This window comes from Pseudomonas sp. B16(2017) (assembly GCF_002113205.1).
Taxonomy (GTDB): Bacteria; Pseudomonadota; Gammaproteobacteria; order Pseudomonadales; family Pseudomonadaceae; genus Aquipseudomonas; species Aquipseudomonas pharyngis.
In genome coordinates, this window is sequence record NZ_NEKA01000013.1 from 52,713 (window position 1) to 70,123 (window position 17,411).

The window sequence follows — 17,411 nt, forward strand, 5'->3', positions numbered from 1 at the left end:
GATGAACCTGCATCAGCACCGTCTCACTACTAGAGAGAAAAATAATGACATCTGCTTTGAAGAATTTCGTTCCGGGCGCTTTGGCCCTCCTCCTGCTCCTGCCAACCGCCCTCCAGGCAAAAGAAGCCGAAACTCAGACCAAGCTGGCCAATGTAGTGGTACTGGCCACCGGCGGCACCATTGCCGGCGCGGGCGCCAGCGCGGCCAACAGCGCGACCTATCAAGCCGCGAAGGTAGGCGTCGAACAATTGATCGCCGGCATTCCCGAACTGAGCAAGCTGGCCAATGTGCGTGGCGAACAGGTCATGCAAATCGCGTCGGAAAGCATCACCAACGAAAACCTCCTGCAACTGGGTCGTCGCGTTTCCGAACTGGCCGACAGCAAAGACGTCGATGGCATCGTCATCACCCACGGCACCGACACCCTGGAAGAGACCGCTTACTTCCTGAACCTGGTGGAAAAAACCGACAAGCCGATCATCGTCGTCGGCTCCATGCGCCCGGGCACCGCCATGTCGGCGGACGGCATGCTGAACCTGTACAACGCCGTGGCCGTCGCCAGTAGCAAAGAAGCTCGCGGCAAAGGCGTACTGGTGACAATGAACGATGAAATCCAGTCGGGTCGCGATGTCAGCAAGATGATCAACATCAAGACAGAAGCGTTCAAAAGCGCTTGGGGTCCGCTCGGCATGGTAGTTGAAGGGAAATCCTACTGGTTCCGCCTGCCAGCCAAGCGCCACACCATGGATTCGGAATTCGATATCAAAAACATCAAGAGCCTTCCTGACGTAGAAATCGCCTATTCCTACGGCAATGTCAGCGACACAGCCTACAAGGCCCTCGCCCAGTCCGGCGCCAAGGCGATCATCCATGCCGGTACCGGCAACGGCTCGGTTTCCTCCCGCGTGGTTCCGACCTTGCAAGCACTGCGCAAGGACGGTGTGCAGATCATTCGCTCGTCTCACGTCAATGCCGGTGGTTTCGTTCTGCGCAACGCCGAGCAACCTGACGACAAATACGACTGGGTGGTTGCTCACGACCTGAACCCACAGAAAGCCCGCATCCTGGCCATGGTTGCCTTGACCAAGACCAACGACAGCAAAGAGCTGCAACGGATGTTCTGGGAATACTGATCTGCCTTCGCCCGATCCATTCCTGATCGGACACTGATTTCACCCTTCGTCAACCTGACGGAGGGTGAAGCTTGCGCCTCCGCCAAAGAAAAATTACACCTGCGCGACACCAAAACCGGAAAACCGCTGTCAGAGGATTTTCTTGAATTTTAAGCAGTTGCGAAAATGCCTACAGTTAAATACTGTATGCACGTACAGCTTAATAAGGATAACCTCGTGGCCACTTCCCCTGATGCTCCTGACGCTTACGAACGCATGGGCATGCGCGTTCAAAAAATCATCAACTCCCCCACCGCACAAAAAGCCAAAGCCGCGCTGATCTTCCGACTTCCAGACGAGCCGGTGGATGACTGGGAGCGCTTGCTGGAAGAGATCGACGAGAACGACAACGTCACCCTCGCCTACCGCGACGATGGCGGCGTACAGATTTTCTGGGTTGTGCCGAAGGAAGATTGATTCAATGATTCTGCGTTTTGCTGCTGTGCTGTTGCTGTTCATTTCCCTGGGTGCGCAAGCTGGCGCGCCGCGTACGTTCACCGAAGCCAAGAAGGTCGCCTGGAAGCTGTACGCTCCACAATCCACCGAGTTCTATTGCGGGTGCAAATACACCGGCAACAAGGTTGATCTGGCCGCCTGTGGCTATGTCCCACGCAAGAACGCCAAACGTGCATCCCGCATCGAATGGGAGCACATCGTTCCCGCGTGGCAGTTCGGCCATCAACGTCAATGCTGGCAGGAAGGCGGTCGCAAGAATTGCACCCGCTATGACCCAAGCTATCAGAAAGCCGAAGCCGACCTGCACAACCTGGTGCCGAGCATCGGCGAGGTGAATGGCGACCGCAGCAATTTCAGCTACGGTTGGTTGCCGGTCGAAAAGGGTCAGTACGGCTCATGCCTGACTCAGGTCGACTTCAAGGCGAAGAAGGTCATGCCCCGCCCTTCGATTCGCGGCATGATCGCCCGCACCTACTTTTACATGAGCAAACAATACGGCTTGCGCTTGTCGAAGCAGGATCGGCAACTGTACGAAGCCTGGGACAAGACTTACCCGGTGCAAGACTGGGAGCGCCAGCGTAATCAGAGCGTGGCGTGCGTGATGGGACGCGGCAATGAATTTGTCGGCCCGGTGAACCTGAAAGCCTGCGGTTGATATCCTGATCAAAAGAAAAGGCCTTGAGCGACAAACTCAAGGCCTTTTTTGTGCTCAACCGCCGGACTTGTTGTAGCGCCAGTAGCCCATCAGATTGAGTGATTCGCGAGGGATGCCACGCTCCTTGATCAGGTATTTGCGCAGACTCATGACCGCTGCTGATTCTCCGGCGATCCAGCCATAGAATCCCTCGCTGGCCGTTTCGGCGACCTCCCAAAGAATCTCTTCTTCGATGTCGACATCCGCCAGCTCGACCGCCTGCCCAACCGGCGATGCATCAACAGGCAACGTCGCCTGCCGCACGGCTTCCACCATCAACGTACCAGCAGCTGCCTGATCGCGAATCAGCCATTGCACCAAAAGCCCGGGCCAGTCAGGAACCGCCAACATGTCTTCACGACTGTCGACCTCAAAAAACGCCTGGGTCTGCGGCGGTTCAGCCAGTGTCGCCAGTTCTTCCAGAATCCCCATGGCGGCCGGCAACGCTGTGGAATCGGCGACCAGCAGAAGTTGCTTGAGCGTTTGCGGAGGTTTCCATTCAAATCCCCCCGCCTCTTGTGCCGTGAATCGGCTGTCGGGGGCGAGAATCTGCATCGACTCGCCAGGCTGTGCTCGCAAGGCCCAACGGGAGGCAGGACCGGTCTCGCCGTGCAGTACGAAATCGATATCCACTTCGCCTGCTTCGGCACGCAAGTGGCGGATGGTGTAGGTGCGCATCGCCGGGCGACGATCAACCAGCATCGAGCGGAAACGGGCGTACCACCCCTCCCCCTGAGAAAGCCTGGCGGGTGAGCCATCTGCTGCAGGGAAAAACAGCTTCACTCGCTGATCCGGCGCCCACGCAGCCATCTCGGTGACCGCCGAGCTTGCGAGGGTGATCCGCATCAGATGCGGACTCAGTTGATGCTTGTGACGCAAAACAACGTCGAACAACTTGTAAGGATTGGCGGAGGCCATGCGGAGCTCCTTCTGGGTATCTTCAGTGATTGCTTTAAAAACGAATCACGGGGGACACCCTTTAGTCAGCTCCGCCGAATGGATCGCTTATTGAGCGACCGTGCGCTCGATCACCAGTGTTTCGATGTTCTGCTTCTTCGCCTTGATCAGCGCGGCGTTCACATCCGCCTGCCGTGCCTCGGCGTCAGCCTTCGAATTGAAAGGGCCAAGCAGGATCCGGGTCTTGCCGCTGGCGTCCTTGATGACGCTGGCCACAAAGGCATGCTCGATCAGCCAGCCGCTGAGGTCGCTTACGGCTTGGGGAGTTTCACCGCGCACTTCCAGATCCCACTGCGGCCCCACCGCAACAGGCGCCGCTACCACCGCCGGTTTCGCTTTTTGCGCATCCACACTCTTGCCTTCGCCACATCCTGCCAATGCCAGTGCCGCGACTACCCAGACCAATTTGCGCACAACGCTTCCCTCTGATTTTTCAAAGCGGCGATCTTAACATTCGAGAATACTTTCGGAGCCCCGCAAAATGGGCACAAAAGGACGAGATTGATGCTGACAGCCCCTGTATAGTTACGCGCTGGGAATTAATGCCGCTGCTGCGCGTCAGAAAGAGGCACCCAGACTTTAAGACTTCGCACTAATCTATACGTACCACCGACCTCTGCACTGTCTGAATCAGGTGCCCTACAAAGCAATCAAGGAGAAGACCATGCTGATACTCACCCGCAAAGTCGGTGAAAGCATAAACATTGGTGATGACATCACGATCACCATTCTCGGCGTCAGCGGCCAGCAAGTTCGAATCGGCATCAATGCTCCGAAGAACGTTGCAGTGCACCGGGAAGAGATCTACCAGCGCATCCAGGCTGGCCTGACCGCTCCGGACAAGCCACAAACGCCCTGAGCCCTACCGCAGTCAGTAGCCAGTTCGTTTGCCTGCGCGCAATGACTGGCTAAAGATTCAAGCGCCGTATTGCCATTCCCCCACCTCCCTGGTGACGGCGCGTGCCACGCCCCTTCCCGCCTCACCCTTCTCGCGACCGATACTAACTGTCATTCAAAGGGTTGGCTGTCGGATATTTCCGAATAGCGAATGGGAATCTCGCCCGCCTAGCCGAATGTAACGCCACGCGCCATTCCCGTGGCCGCCACGACCATCAATATCAATAGAAGCGCTTCCGCATGACTGATCCGCGCGAACACCTTGGCACGCCCCGTGTCAGGGATAGCGCCGCGCGCCTTGGCCACGCGCCACTTGATCAGAGTGATCATCGGCACCAGTTCCAGAAGCAGAATCAGCACAAACAACGTCATCTTCAGATGGAACAGCGGCTGATGCAGGTAGTAGTCGGTTCCCTTCTCATAACCGGCAAAGGCGCGCATGCCGCCGGAGATGAGCAGCACCAGCGCCGAGAGCCCCCAGACATTGTCGGCAAGCAATACGCGCCCGACCTCACCCGAGCCGGACGCCAGGCGACTGAAGGCCGTCCCACGCGTCAACACCGCCCAGAAGCCCATGGCAAATGCCAATAGATGAATCGCTGCAAGAAACCAGTGAACCAGCATTGATGAACTCCTGTACTGCAGAGGCGAAATCAGCCTGACAGTAGTAGTCGAAAAAATGAGGACTTGCCTGTCACCCCTCCCGGAAAAACGGAAGCGGGCGAGACGAGAGACTGGCAGAGGCGCGGGAAAGGCAAATCGCGGGCAAAAAAAATCCCAAGCAGCTGATGGAAGCTTGGGATTTAAAAATGCATAAACCGTGGTGGTGAACGCGGGGCGGATATTACTGATTTATTCGTCTTGTAACAACGTATTTTTGATAACCGAATGGTTAATAAAATCCGTAACTCCTTAAATATCCACACTATTTAAAAGGTCGCTCACAAAAGTCGGCGACGAATGGATCAAAATCCATCGCAGTCAATACGCGCACGGCTCAAGAATTTTACAAAAATGAGTTCAGGATCCCCCGGGTCAAGGTTCTCCACCGTTCCGCTATGCTGATATCCAAGATTTGTCAGCAGCTGCCGCATCGGCAAGTTGGACGCATTGGTCGACGTGAAGATCTTGCCTGCAACAGCGTGATGCTCCAGACCACTCACGATTTGCCGACCCACGCCGGAACGCCTGCTCGCACTGGAGACGACCACGAGGGATATGAACCATTCACCGAAAAAGCTTCGATCCAAACAGCCGTAGCCGAGAAGAACGCCAGGATTGTCAGTCTCGCAGACAACCCAGCACTCATGCGCCCCAACTGCTCTCGCGATGCACGCTCGACGACGGCTATCTGTTTCAGCGACAGGATCAATCTTCAACAGGCTTTCGATATCGCCTGAACTGGCGCGCCTGAATTGGCGACTCATGAATACACCCCTGCAAATGTGCCGAAGTGTAGCTGCGGTCGACCAAACGGAAATTTGCAAAGGTTCTGAAAATCGCAGACAACAAAAAAGGCCCACCTTTCGGTGAGCCCTTTCAGACCGCCCAGCAGAGCGGATTTTGTTTGGTAGGCGCGATTGGACTCGAACCAACGACCCCCACCATGTCAAGGTGGTGCTCTAACCAACTGAGCTACGTGCCTGCTGTGAGGCGGCATTCTACGGAATTCCGGAGGGGTGTCAACACCTTTTTTTCACCTAACCCTATGAATATGCAAAATATTTAATTTCGACCCGCCGCAAGAAGATTTCCCGGTGGCTGGCGGAGGTTTTTCAACTGGGGTAGGATCGCTGCACTCGTAAAATATATTAAACAGAGGCTGCAGGATGGCGAACACCCCTTACCCAGAGTCTTACTACGCGGCATCGGCCAACGCCGCACCACCACGTCCTGCCCTGCAGGATGACGTGGAGACGGATGTCTGTGTGATCGGCGCTGGTTATACGGGACTTTCCTCGGCGCTGTTCCTGCTGGAGAACGGGTTTCGCGTGACCGTGCTGGAAGCCGCCAAGGTCGGCTTCGGCGCCTCGGGGCGCAATGGCGGGCAAATCGTCAATAGCTACAGCCGTGACATTGATGTGATCGAACGCAGCGTCGGCCCGAAACAGGCGCAACTGCTCGGGCAGATGGCCTTCGAAGGCGGCCGGATCATTCGTGAGCGTGTCAGCAAATACAACATCCAGTGCGACCTCAAGGACGGCGGCGTATTCGCCGCCCTCACCGCCAAGCAGATGGGTCACCTGGAATCGCAGAAACGCTTGTGGGAACGCTTCGGCCACACGCAACTGGAACTGCTCGATCAACGCCGCATTCGCGAAGTGGTGGCTTGCGATCAATACGTCGGCGGCATGCTCGACATGAGCGGCGGCCACATCCACCCGCTCAACCTGGCCCTCGGTGAAGCAGCCGCCGTTGAATCCCTGGGCGGCGCCATTTACGAACAGTCGCCGGCCGTGCGCATCGAACGCGGTGCCAACCCGGTCGTACATACACCGCAAGGCAAGGTCAGAGCCAAATTCATCATCGTCGCCGGCAACGCCTACCTCGGCAATCTGGTGCCGGAGCTGGCGGCCAAATCGATGCCATGCGGCACTCAGGTCATCACCACCGAACCACTGGGCGATGATCTGGCGAAATCCCTGCTGCCGCAGGACTACTGCGTCGAAGACTGCAACTACCTGCTCGACTACTACCGCCTTACCGGCGACAAGCGCCTGATCTTCGGCGGCGGTGTGGTGTATGGCGCGCGGGATCCGGCAAACATCGAGGCGATCATCCGCCCGAAAATGCTCAAGGTCTTCCCGCAACTCAAGGACGTGAAAATCGACTACGCCTGGACCGGCAACTTCCTGCTGACCCTGTCGCGCCTGCCTCAGGTCGGACGCCTGGGCGACAACATCTATTACTCCCAAGGCTGCAGTGGCCACGGCGTGACCTACACGCACCTGGCCGGCAAGGTGTTGGCCGAGGCACTGCGCGGACAAGCCGAGCGTTTCGATGCCTTTGCTGATCTGCCGCACTACCCTTTCCCCGGCGGGCAACTGCTGCGCACACCGTTTGCCGCGCTGGGCGCGTGGTACTACGGATTGCGCGACAAGCTCGGTTTCTGATGAGCGAAAAAAAGGGCCGCTGAACAGCGGCCCCTTTTACATCCAGCCTCAATCACAACTGATCCCGCCCAATCCCGCTGCGAATCCGCAGGATATCCGCGAGCACTGCCAAAGCAATTTCCGCCGGTGTCTTGCTGCCTAGGTTGAGGCCGATCGGCGCATGAATTCGCGCCAGCTCGCTCTCCCCCAGACCGCCAACCCTACGCAAACGCTCGAAGCGCTTTTGTGAAGTCTGCAACGAACCCATTACGCCGATGTAAAACGCCTCGGTGCGCACAGCTTCCATCATCGCCAGATCGTCGATGCGCGGATCATGGGTCAAGGCCACCACCGCGGTATCACGGTGGCAACCGCCATCGGCGATGAACACCGACGGCAATTGCCGGCGAATCTCCACGCCATTGAGCACCACGTCTTTCAGCACTTCTTCACGCGGGTCGCAGAGAATCACTTCGAAGCCGAGACCAACCGCGAACTCCGCACACGCCTGCGCCACGCTGGAATACCCCGCCAGCAGCAAGCGCTGAGCAGCCCCGATGCGGATCCGTACCCGGTCGATTTCACGCTCGATTCGCGCGCCCTGCTCGTGATCGGTAAACAGGCTACGCGCACCAGTAGTCAGATCGACTTCGCGAATCACCCGGCGCTGCCCGAGCAACGCCGATTCGAGCTCACGCAGGTGCGCCTGCACATCGCAGCCGGCGTCAAATTTCTCTACCAGCACATCGAGTATGCCGCCGCACGGCAGGCTGACCCGCGAACGCGGATCGTCACCTTCGCCATAACGCACGACGTTGATCGCATCGAGAAACACACCTTCGGCGACGCGCTCGAGAAAGTCTTCCTCGACACAACCACCGGACAGCGACCCGATCCACTGCCCGCCGTCGTTCACCGCCAGCAGCGAACCTGGCGCGCGTGGCGCCGAACCATAGGTGGTCAGCACGGTGCAGAGCCAGATGCGTTGCCCCGCCGTCGACCACTCCAGCGCCCGACGCACAACCTGCAGATCGAGATGCTGCATGATCAGTGCGCCTTGTGCTCGATGGACGGGGCGTCAGCCTGAAGCTTCTGCACATCGCCCACCGCCAACTCAGCAGACTGACCACCCCAACCCTGACGCAGGTAGTTCAGCAGATCGGTCAGTTGTTCGGCACTGAGCTTGTCGGCAAAACCCGGCATCGGCTGCATGTGTTCGAACCCGGCGAATTTCTGTTCGCCGATGCCATCCTCGATCACGCGCAACAGGTTGCGCGGGTCTTCCAGACGCAACGTGGTGTTGCCGCGCATGGCCACCGCTATGTGCGGTTTGCCCTCGCCACCGGCCGCGTGACAGCCGGCGCAGACGTTCAAGTATTCCTGACGGCCGCGCTGGGCGCTGACACTGAGTTTTTCCACCGGCACCTCGGTCAGTTCTTTCGCCGCCGGAGGCTTGTCGCCCAGCAGGAAAGTCGCCATCGCCGCCAGATCCGGATCATTCAGACCCTGAGCGCTGTTGTGGAACACCGGGAACATCTCGTTGAACATCGTGCCCTGGGCGCTCATGCCGTGCTTGAGGAACGTGCTCAGGTCCTGATGGTTCCAGCCGCGTGCCGCCAAGTCGGTTGCCAGCAGGCTCGGCGCCAGATAGCCGTTAAGGATGCCGCCGGTCAGGCGCTTATCCAACTGCATCGCGCCCGGCAGGCCGCGTGGCGTATGGCATTCGCCGCAATGGCCGAGCACTTCGACCATGTACTGGCCGCGTTTCCAGGCGTCGCTTTTGCCTTCGGAAGGCTCCAGCTTCAACGCTTTACCGTACATCATGTTCCAGCCAATCAAGCCCGGACGCACGTTGAACGGGAAGCTCAGACTGGTCACCGGCGCGGCGCGCTCGATCGGCTCGACGGTTTTCAGATACGCGTGAATCGCATCCGAATCCGCACGCGGCATCAAGTGATACGAGGTGTACGGCATCGCCGGATACAGGTTGGCGCCGTCACGACGCTTGCCTTCGGTGAGCGCGGCGAAGAACTCGTCATCGGTGTAGAGACCGATGCCGTGCTCCTTGCTCGGCGTGATGTTGGTACCGTAGATCGTGCCGAACGGCGACACGATCGGCAGCCCGCCCGCATACGGCGCGCCACCCGGCGCCGTGTGGCAGGCCATGCAGTCAGCGGCGCGGGCAAGGTATTCACCGCGCTTGACCTGTTCATCCGCATGCGCCGCCAACACAGGTGCAGCCAGCCCGACCGCCAGGGCCAGGCGGGTCAATAATTGCTTCATGCTTAACCCTCCTTGACCAGGCCGAGATCAGTCAGCACGTTGCGGGTGGCGTTGTAGTAACGCACGTACCCGGTGCAACGGCAGACGTGATGGCCGAGGCTGTCCTCGATGACTTGCTCCAGTTTGCTTTTGACGATTGGCTGGCGTTGCAGCTTTTCCACCAGCACGGTCGCGGCGTTGACGAAACCCGGCGCGCAGTAGCTGCACTGGAAGGCGAATTCGTCGACAAAACGCTGCTGGATCGGGTTCAGCTCGGTGACCTGGCCTTGCTCGTCACGCTTGGCGTGGCCTTCGATGGTGCGGACTTTCTTGCCCTCGAAGTAATGCGCGCCAGTGATGCATGTGCGCACTTCTTCGCTGGTGCCGTCCGGGTTGTCGACGATCACCACGCAGGCGTGGCAGATGCCCTGACCGCAGCCCAGGCGCGAACCGGTGAGGTTCTTGTATTCGTGCAGGTAATCGATCATCGGCAGGTCATCAGGGATGTCCACCGGGCCGACGGATTGACCGTTGAGGGTCAGTTGAAGCGGACGGTTAGCCATTGAGGGCCTCCTTGATGCGCGCAGCAGTGATTGGCAGATCGCGAACACGTTTACCGATGGCGTGGGCCACGGCGTTACCGATGGCACCGACCACCGGAATCATCACCACTTCGGCGATGCCTTTGGACGGGTCGCTTGGGGACAGCGGCGGCAGGATTTCCGACGTCTGCTTCCACACCGCCACATGGCGCGCCATCGGCAGGCGATAACGGTTGAAGTTCCAGTCACCCTCCCCTGGCCCGCCTTCGTACAACGGCATCTCTTCCATCAAGGCGTGACCGATGCCCATGGCGATCCCGCCTTCGAGCTGACCACGAACCAGTTCTTCGACCAGCACCCGTCCGCATTCCAGCCACGAGTGATGGTTGAGCACTTCGACTTCTGCCGAACCTTTGTTGACCTTCAACTCGACCAGCGTTGCGACCGGGCTGTAGTAGGTCACGGCGGCGTTGTTCAACTGGACGACCGGATAGGCGATGTTCTGCCGATCCAGCAGATGGAAACCGGCGCTGGTCATTTGCGCCTTTTTCGCTTTCGGGGCGCCGTCGCCGTACTTCACCGCCAGACCGTCGAGCGGCAGACGCTCGCGCACGCCATCGATGCTGTATTCGGCCTCGGCCCAGCTCCAGCGGTTGAAACCGTGAACCGTGGCGCCAGTGACCAGACCGCGCTCGTGAGCACGCTTGGCCAGCTCTTCGAAGGTCAGTGGCTGCATGCCGTTGGCGGTCAGTTTGCCGTCGACCCAATGCGCATCTTCGCGACGCACCACGTAAGGGTTGGCCTGGCCGCCGTAAGGGCCCTGACGCCAGATCTCCAGCGCCGCCGGCCACAGACCGTGGTTGAATAGCACGCGCGCCGCTTCACGGGTGGCGTGGCTGAAGTAGTAGGCGGAGTTGGTCGCGGACGAGGCCGATGCCAGCTTGCCGACCCAGCGCGGGTTGCGCAGGAAGTTGTCCTGTTCGGCCTGGCTCATGATGTAAGGGTTGCCGGCGGTGACCAGCTGCATTTCATCCCACTCGGTTTCGCCGGTCTTCACGTCGTGAGCCGCGCTGCCGAGGAAATCAGCCACCACTAACGCTTGCGAGGTGGACATGCCGGTGCCGATCTCGATACCGATGTGACGCAGGGAAATGCGCCCGTCAGCGGTGAACTCGATGCTGGCCATCGGCGCTTCGGAACCGGTGCCGAAGTCTTTCTGGCAAATGGCGAAACCCACGCCATACCAGTTGTCCGGATCCGCCGCTTCGCGCTGCTTCTTGATCGCGTCGCGGTTTTTCCAGACTTCGTGCAGCGAAGCCTTGTCGAGAATCTCGTGCAGGCGCAACGCACCGGCCGGGATCGCGCCCTGGGTGTTTTTCATCCCCGAGCGCAGCGCGTTCTTGCGTCGCAGATCGATGGCATCGACACCAAGGCGATCGGCGATTTCGTCGACCATCATCTCGGTGGAGGCCATGCTCTGCAGCGTGCCGTAGCCACGCATCGAACCCGCTTCAACCGCTCGGGAATGGTAAGCGGTGACCTGCAGGTCGTTCTGCGGCATGTAGTAGATCGACTGCGCCGCAGTAGCGCCAACGGCGGCCACCGACGGGCTGTAGTTGATCCGACCGCCACCGTCGACGCTCATCTCGGCACGGAAAATCTTGAAGCTGTGATCGGTCTTGTCCACCGCCAACTGATAGCGGATGTCGAACGGGTGGCGCTTGATGCCGCTCTGGAATTGCTCGTAACGGTCGTTGGCCAGGCGAATCGGCACACCTGCGCCGTACAACGCCGCCAGGGCCGCGTAGTAGACGAAAATATTGTGGTCCTTGGAACCGTAACCGACGGTATAACCCGGGTGCATGTTCAGGTTCGCCAGGCCGAAACGCGACGGCCCGATCATCTTCGCGGTCTCGGTGGCGGTTTCCAGCGGGCACTGAGTGGCGACGACGAAATGCAGGGTCTTGGTCGCCGGGTCGTACCAGCCGTTGCCATTGTCCGGTTCCATCGCGGCCGGCTCGATCGACGGGGTTTTGTAGCGTTCGTCGAACACCAGCCAGTTGTCCGGCGGGGTGTCGATCTCTTTTTTCATGCGGTCGGCGTAGAACAGGCCGCGCTCGGTCAGGTTGCCGTGCAGGTTCGGTTGGGAATTCCACACCGGACGACGGTTCTTCAGCATCGGGAACAGGATCGAATCCTTGAGGCTGGCGAACTCGTCTTCGTCCGCCGACGTCGGGCCACCGACGCGCACGTAACGGAAACTGCCATAGGGATCGCCTTCGTAGAACGGTACTTGCGCACCGTAACGAATCGCTTTGTCATTGAATTTGAGTTTGTTCTTGGCCTGGCGGAAACGCTCGAAGTCGTTCCAGATCAGGATCGCAACCGGGTGGCCGATGAACATCGGTACTTTGCCTTCCGGCAGCAGAGGATCCGGCGCGTGCTCTTCAGGGAATACAATGCCGTCCTTGTCCAGGTCGGCAGCGGTGACGATGCGATCAGGCTGCAGATCAGCGCCGAGCCACGACAGGTCGTAGCCGTCGTAGATGCGGTCGGCCTTGATGGTTTTCAGCAACATGGCGTGGCCTTGCTGCTGGGGCCAGCCCGGCATGTCCTTGGAACGGATGTCGCGGGCAAACACTTTGCTGCCGCAGACCTTGGACAAGGCATCGTTACGCTGGCGCGCCTTGCCGTTGTTGCCGAGCCACTGCTCGGACGGCACGGTGACGCTGTTTTCCATCAAGGCACCGAGCGCCTGACTGCTGAGCGGCGTGAGCGTAACGCTCACACCCGCCACCAGCCCGCCCTGAAGGAACGAGCGCCGGGATATTTCACGGTTGGACATGGATCATCCTCTGGGCGGTTATGGATCCGCCCTTCTGGTTATCTACTGGGAATCTCGAGTCTTGCAGAAGCCCTTTTTGACGAAGCAAAGGGCGTGATGACAGTGCAAAGCTGACCGAAAGGTTAACTTTATAGGTTTCTGAGCTCGCAGCAAACAACCAGTTACAAAAATTTGACTAAAGAATCAAAAAATCAATGCGGCATTGCATCGCAGCGACTCGGAGACGCAGGTAGATTGCCCGGCAGCATCGAACGAGCCACGGCTAGGGTTCGTCGCCGGCTACAAGGGAGGAATTTGGGAGAGGTCAAATTTCAGACACAAAAAACCCCGGTCTTTCGACCAGGGTCTTTGCTATCGATTCCGAATCAACCAGAGGTTGCTTTCGGTGTTTCAAGGCGTTCAGTGGTCCTTGAAACAGATATGGCGCAGCGGACGGGACTCGAACCCGCGACCCCCGGCGTGACAGGCCGGTATTCTAACCGACTGAACTACCGCTGCGTATCGCTTTGAGCTGACGCTCAAGTAACTCGTTTGACTGAAAGCTTCGGTGCTTTTCAATCGCGAACCAGACAGTGTCTGACTCGTTGAATATGGCGCAGCGGACGGGACTCGAACCCGCGACCCCCGGCGTGACAGGCCGGTATTCTAACCGACTGAACTACCGCTGCGCGTCGGTGCAGGCACTTTCAGCCTACGTTCTTGCTTACGCAAGTCTCTCGGGAGTGGTGGGTGATGACGGGATCGAACCGCCGACATTCTGCTTGTAAGGCAGACGCTCTCCCAGCTGAGCTAATCACCCGTTTGCATCTCCGAGGCCGCGAAATTTACGCAGGTAGCGAACCTAAGTCAATAGCAGGATTGAAGTTTTTCTAACAAAGACGAAATTGCTTCATTCCGTATAAATCATCTTCTTGGTCATACCGCCATCGACCACGAATTCCTGCCCCGTCACAAACCCTGCATTCTTCGACAGCAACCACGCCACCATCGCTGCCACATCCTCGACCGTCCCTACCCTGCCCGCAGGATGCTGGGCATGATCGGTATCGGTCAGCGGTTCCGCGCGCCGGGCGGATGGATCCCGCGCATCGATCCAGCCCGGACTGACCGCATTGACGCGAATCTCCGGCCCGAGACTGATCGCCAGTGCGTGAGTCAAAGCCAGCAAGCCACCCTTGCTCGCCGCGTACGCCTCCGTATCAGGTTCCGACTGCGCCGCACGGGTCGAGGCCAGATTGACGATTGCCCCGTTGTGCGCACGCAGATACGGCGCGCAGTGCTTGGCCAGCAACATCGGCCCACCGAGGTTCACCGCCAACACCCGATTCCAGTAAGCCAGATCGAGACTTTCCAGCGTGATGTTGTGCGGATCGGCCACGGCAGCGTTGCACACCAGCGCATCCAGACGACCGAATTGTCCCAGCACCTCAGCGACACCGAGCGCCACCTGGCTTTCGTCCGCGACGTCCATGGCGATGAACCAGGCGTTCTCGCCCAGCACCTTCGCCACTTTCGAACCACGGACACGATCAAGGTCGGTCAATACCACCTGCCAGCCTTCGCTGATCAACCACGCAGCGATGCCCAGACCGATCCCGCGCGCAGCACCCGTGACCAATGCAACGCGGCCATGGGTGCCGATCTTCGGCGTAGACAACTCGATCACAACGCCGCCAGACCGCGCGACAGATCGGCTTGCAGGTCAGCCACGTCTTCCAGACCGACCGCGATGCGGATCAGGCTGTCACGAATGCCGGCAGCCTCGCGCTCCTGCGGCGCCAGACGGCCGTGGGACGTAGTGCTCGGGTGGGTGATGGTGGTTTTGCTGTCACCCAGATTAGCGGTGATCGAGATCAAACGGGTCGCATCGATGAAGCGCCAGGCGCCCTCTTTTCCGCCCTTCACCTCAAAGCTCACCACCGCGCCGAAGCCTTTCTGCTGACGCTGAGCCAGCTCGTGCTGCGGATGGCTCTTGAGACCGGCGTAATGCACCTTCTCGATGCCGTCCTGCTGCTCCAGCCATTCGGCCAGTTGCTGGGCGTTGGCGCAATGCGCCTTCATCCGCAGGTTCAGGGTTTCCAGACCCTTGAGGAAGATCCAGGCGTTGAACGGGCTCAGGGTCGGCCCGGCGGTACGCAGGAAACCGACGATTTCTTTCATCTGTTCGCTGCGACCGGCAACCACACCGCCCATGCAACGGCCCTGACCATCGATGAACTTGGTGGCCGAATGCACAACGATGTCTGCGCCTAATTTCAGCGGCTGCTGCAACGCCGGCGTGCAGAAGCAGTTGTCGACTACCAGCATCGCACCCTTGGCGTGCGCGATTTCCGACAGCGCGGTGATATCTACCAGCTCAGCCAACGGATTGGACGGCGACTCGACGAACAGCAATTTGGTGTTGGACTTGATCGCTGCGTCCCAGGCCGACAGATCGGCCAGCGGCACGTAATCGACTTCCACGCCAAAACGCTTGAAGTACTTCTCGAACAGACTGATGGTCGAGCCGAACACGCTGCGCGACACCAGCACATGATCGCCGGCGCTGCACAGACTCATCACCACCGCCATGATCGCGGCCATACCGGTGGCCGTGGCCACCGCCTGCTCGGCGCTTTCCAGCGCGGCGATGCGCTCTTCGAAGGCGCGAACGGTCGGGTTGGTGTAACGCGAGTAGACGTTGCCCGGCACTTCCCCGGCAAACCGTGCAGCCGCATCGGCGGCGGTACGGAACACGTAGCTGGAAGTGAAGAACATCGGATCACCGTGCTCGCCTTCCGGCGTACGGTGCTGACCGGCACGTACGGCCAGGGTATCGAACGCTACGCCTTCGAGGTCGCTGTCCAGCCGACCGGCATCCCATTCCTGACTCATGCTGTCACTCCTTGCCCTGTTCTCGATAAATAAAAGTCTTTTGCCAGATACAAAACCGGCCCCTAGGGGCCGGTTGAAACTCAGTTGTTGTACAGATCGATGATCGCACTGACCGCCTGGGTCTTGACCTTCGAGGCATCGTTGCGTGCCTGTTCGATCTTGTTCAGGTAAGCCTCGTCGACGTCGCCGGTGACGTACTTGCCGTCAAACACTGCGCAATCGAAGTTTTCGATCTTGATCTTGCCGCCGCCGACCGCTTCGATCAAGTCAGGCAGGTCCTGATAGATCAGCCAGTCAGCGCCGATCAGGTCAGCCACGTCCTGGGTCGAACGGTTGTGCGCGATCAGCTCGTGAGCGCTTGGCATGTCGATGCCGTACACGTTCGGGAAGCGCACAGCCGGAGCCGCCGAGCAGAAGTAGACGTTTTTCGCGCCGGCTTCGCGGGCCATCTGGATGATCTGCTTGCAGGTAGTGCCACGAACGATCGAGTCGTCGACCAGCATCACGTTCTTGCCGCGGAATTCCAGCTCGATGGCGTTGAGCTTCTGGCGTACCGACTTCTTGCGCGCGGCCTGGCCAGGCATGATGAAGGTACGGCCGATGTAACGGTTCTTGACGAAACCTTCGCGGAATTTCACGCCCAAATGGTTGGCCAGCTCCAGCGCGGCAGTGCGGCTGGTGTCCGGAATCGGGATGACCACGTCGATGTCGTGCTCTGGACGCTCGCGCAGGATCTTCTCGGCCAGCTTCTCACCCATGCGCAGACGGGCCTTGTAGACCGACACGCCGTCGATGATCGAATCCGGACGCGCCAGATAGACGTGTTCGAAGATGCACGGGGTCAGGGATGGGTTGGTCGCACACTGACGGGTGTGCAGCTTGCCGTCTTCAGTGATGTAGACCGCTTCGCCCGGCGCCAGGTCGCGGATCAGGGTGAAGCCGAGCACATCCAGCGAAACACTTTCGGAGGCGATCATGTACTCGACGCCTTCGTCGGTGTGACGCTGGCCGAACACGATCGGGCGGATGCCGTGCGGGTCACGGAAGCCGACGATGCCGTAACCGGTCACCATCGCCACGACAGCGTAGCCACCGACGCAACGGTTATGTACGTCGGTCACGGCGGCAAACACGTCTTCTTCGGTCGGTTGCAGCTTGCCGCGCTGGGCCAGCTCGTGAGCGAACACGTTGAGCAGCACTTCCGAGTCGGAGCTGGTGTTGACGTGACGCAGATCGGATTCGTAGATCTCTTTGGCCAACTGTTCAACGTTGGTCAGGTTACCGTTGTGCGCCAGGGTGATGCCGTACGGCGAGTTGACGTAGAACGGCTGAGCCTCGGCCGACGTCGAGCTGCCGGCAGTCGGGTAACGGACGTGGCCGATACCCATGTGGCCGACCAGGCGCTGCATGTGACGCTGTTGAAACACGTCACGCACCAGGCCATTGTCCTTGCGCAAGAACAACCGGCCATCATGGCTGGTCACGATACCGGCAGCGTCCTGGCCGCGGTGCTGGAGCACGGTTAGCGCGTCATACAGCGCCTGATTGACGTTCGACTTACCGACGATACCGACGATGCCACACATGCGACGCAACCCCTACTTAATGGATCTGAACTGA

16 protein-coding genes and 4 tRNA genes are annotated in these 17,411 nt (G+C 59.3%); 5 read left to right on the forward strand and 15 right to left on the reverse strand.

Going from position 1 to position 17,411, the window contains the following annotated elements; translation table 11 throughout:
• Positions 1-44: 44 nt before the first annotated feature.
• The 3 genes from CAG25_RS21340 (at position 45) to CAG25_RS21350 (ending at position 2,283) form a co-directional block, all read left to right on the forward strand.
• Positions 45-1,133: an asparaginase gene (locus tag CAG25_RS21340; RefSeq protein WP_085612798.1), complete on the forward strand. Its 1,089-nt coding sequence runs from the start codon at positions 45-47 to the stop codon at positions 1,131-1,133.
• Positions 1,134-1,319: 186 nt separating this feature from the next.
• Positions 1,320-1,589 carry a DUF1654 domain-containing protein gene (locus tag CAG25_RS21345; protein ID WP_371857356.1) on the forward strand — a complete coding sequence of 90 codons (270 nt, stop codon included), beginning with the start codon at positions 1,320-1,322 and terminating at the stop codon, positions 1,587-1,589.
• A 4-nt stretch (positions 1,590-1,593) separates the two neighbouring features.
• Positions 1,594-2,283 carry an endonuclease gene (locus CAG25_RS21350; protein WP_085612799.1) on the forward strand — a complete coding sequence of 230 codons (690 nt, stop codon included), beginning with the start codon at positions 1,594-1,596 and terminating at the stop codon, positions 2,281-2,283.
• Between the two features lie 54 nt (positions 2,284-2,337).
• Here CAG25_RS21350 and CAG25_RS21355 read toward each other — a convergent pair whose 3' ends face one another.
• Together CAG25_RS21355 and CAG25_RS21360 are read right to left on the reverse strand one after the other, a co-directional pair.
• On the reverse strand, positions 2,338-3,240 hold the full coding sequence (locus tag CAG25_RS21355; RefSeq protein ID WP_085612800.1) for a siderophore-interacting protein: 903 nt from the start codon (positions 3,238-3,240) through the stop codon (positions 2,338-2,340).
• An 87-nt stretch (positions 3,241-3,327) separates the two neighbouring features.
• Positions 3,328-3,693 carry an SPOR domain-containing protein gene (locus CAG25_RS21360; RefSeq protein WP_085612801.1) on the reverse strand — a complete coding sequence of 122 codons (366 nt, stop codon included), beginning with the start codon at positions 3,691-3,693 and terminating at the stop codon, positions 3,328-3,330.
• Between the two features lie 250 nt (positions 3,694-3,943).
• On the opposite strand from CAG25_RS21360, the gene csrA reads away from it, so the two are divergent.
• Entirely contained in the window at positions 3,944-4,138 is a 195-nt protein-coding gene (csrA, locus tag CAG25_RS21365; protein WP_003179932.1) for a carbon storage regulator CsrA, read from the forward strand.
• A gap of 206 nt (positions 4,139-4,344) precedes the next feature.
• On the opposite strand, the gene CAG25_RS21370 is transcribed toward csrA, so the two are convergent.
• The 3 genes from CAG25_RS21370 to CAG25_RS21380 all read right to left on the reverse strand — a co-directional run bounded on the left by CAG25_RS21370 (position 4,345) and on the right by CAG25_RS21380 (position 5,821).
• Entirely contained in the window at positions 4,345-4,800 is a 456-nt protein-coding gene (locus CAG25_RS21370) for a DUF2214 family protein (RefSeq protein WP_085612802.1), read from the reverse strand.
• A gap of 341 nt (positions 4,801-5,141) precedes the next feature.
• Positions 5,142-5,603, reverse strand: coding sequence for a GNAT family N-acetyltransferase (locus CAG25_RS21375; protein ID WP_085612803.1), 462 nt, complete (start codon positions 5,601-5,603; stop codon positions 5,142-5,144).
• A 141-nt stretch (positions 5,604-5,744) separates the two neighbouring features.
• Positions 5,745-5,821, reverse strand: a tRNA-Val gene (locus CAG25_RS21380).
• A gap of 184 nt (positions 5,822-6,005) precedes the next feature.
• On the opposite strand from CAG25_RS21380, the gene CAG25_RS21385 reads away from it, so the two are divergent.
• Entirely contained in the window at positions 6,006-7,289 is a 1,284-nt protein-coding gene (locus CAG25_RS21385) for an FAD-binding oxidoreductase (RefSeq protein ID WP_085612804.1), read from the forward strand.
• 52 nt (positions 7,290-7,341) lie between these two features.
• On the opposite strand, the gene CAG25_RS21390 is transcribed toward CAG25_RS21385, so the two are convergent.
• From CAG25_RS21390 to purF, 10 genes are all read right to left on the reverse strand, one after another.
• Positions 7,342-8,313 (reverse strand): XdhC family protein, encoded by a 972-nt coding sequence (locus CAG25_RS21390; protein ID WP_085612805.1) that lies wholly within the window; start codon positions 8,311-8,313, stop codon positions 7,342-7,344.
• 2 nt (positions 8,314-8,315) lie between these two features.
• Positions 8,316-9,551, reverse strand: coding sequence for a cytochrome c (locus CAG25_RS21395; protein ID WP_085612806.1), 1,236 nt, complete (start codon positions 9,549-9,551; stop codon positions 8,316-8,318).
• A 2-nt stretch (positions 9,552-9,553) separates the two neighbouring features.
• Positions 9,554-10,093: a (2Fe-2S)-binding protein gene (locus CAG25_RS21400; protein ID WP_007956473.1), complete on the reverse strand. Its 540-nt coding sequence runs from the start codon at positions 10,091-10,093 to the stop codon at positions 9,554-9,556.
• On the reverse strand, positions 10,086-12,917 hold the full coding sequence (locus CAG25_RS21405; protein ID WP_085612807.1) for a xanthine dehydrogenase family protein molybdopterin-binding subunit: 2,832 nt from the start codon (positions 12,915-12,917) through the stop codon (positions 10,086-10,088). Before CAG25_RS21405 ends, CAG25_RS21400 begins: the two co-directional genes overlap by 8 nt.
• A gap of 421 nt (positions 12,918-13,338) precedes the next feature.
• Positions 13,339-13,415, reverse strand: a tRNA-Asp gene (locus CAG25_RS21410).
• 93 nt (positions 13,416-13,508) lie between these two features.
• Positions 13,509-13,585, reverse strand: a tRNA-Asp gene (locus tag CAG25_RS21415).
• A gap of 55 nt (positions 13,586-13,640) precedes the next feature.
• Positions 13,641-13,716: transfer RNA gene (locus CAG25_RS21420), tRNA-Val, on the reverse strand.
• Between the two features lie 90 nt (positions 13,717-13,806).
• On the reverse strand, positions 13,807-14,583 hold the full coding sequence (locus tag CAG25_RS21425) for an SDR family oxidoreductase (protein WP_041475192.1): 777 nt from the start codon (positions 14,581-14,583) through the stop codon (positions 13,807-13,809).
• On the reverse strand, positions 14,580-15,791 hold the full coding sequence (locus CAG25_RS21430; RefSeq protein WP_064594841.1) for an O-succinylhomoserine sulfhydrylase: 1,212 nt from the start codon (positions 15,789-15,791) through the stop codon (positions 14,580-14,582). Before CAG25_RS21430 ends, CAG25_RS21425 begins: the two co-directional genes overlap by 4 nt.
• An 80-nt stretch (positions 15,792-15,871) precedes the next feature.
• Complete coding sequence (purF, locus tag CAG25_RS21435) at positions 15,872-17,377, reverse strand: amidophosphoribosyltransferase (protein WP_007956466.1); 1,506 nt, start codon at positions 17,375-17,377, stop codon at positions 15,872-15,874.
• Positions 17,378-17,411 lie beyond the last annotated feature (34 nt).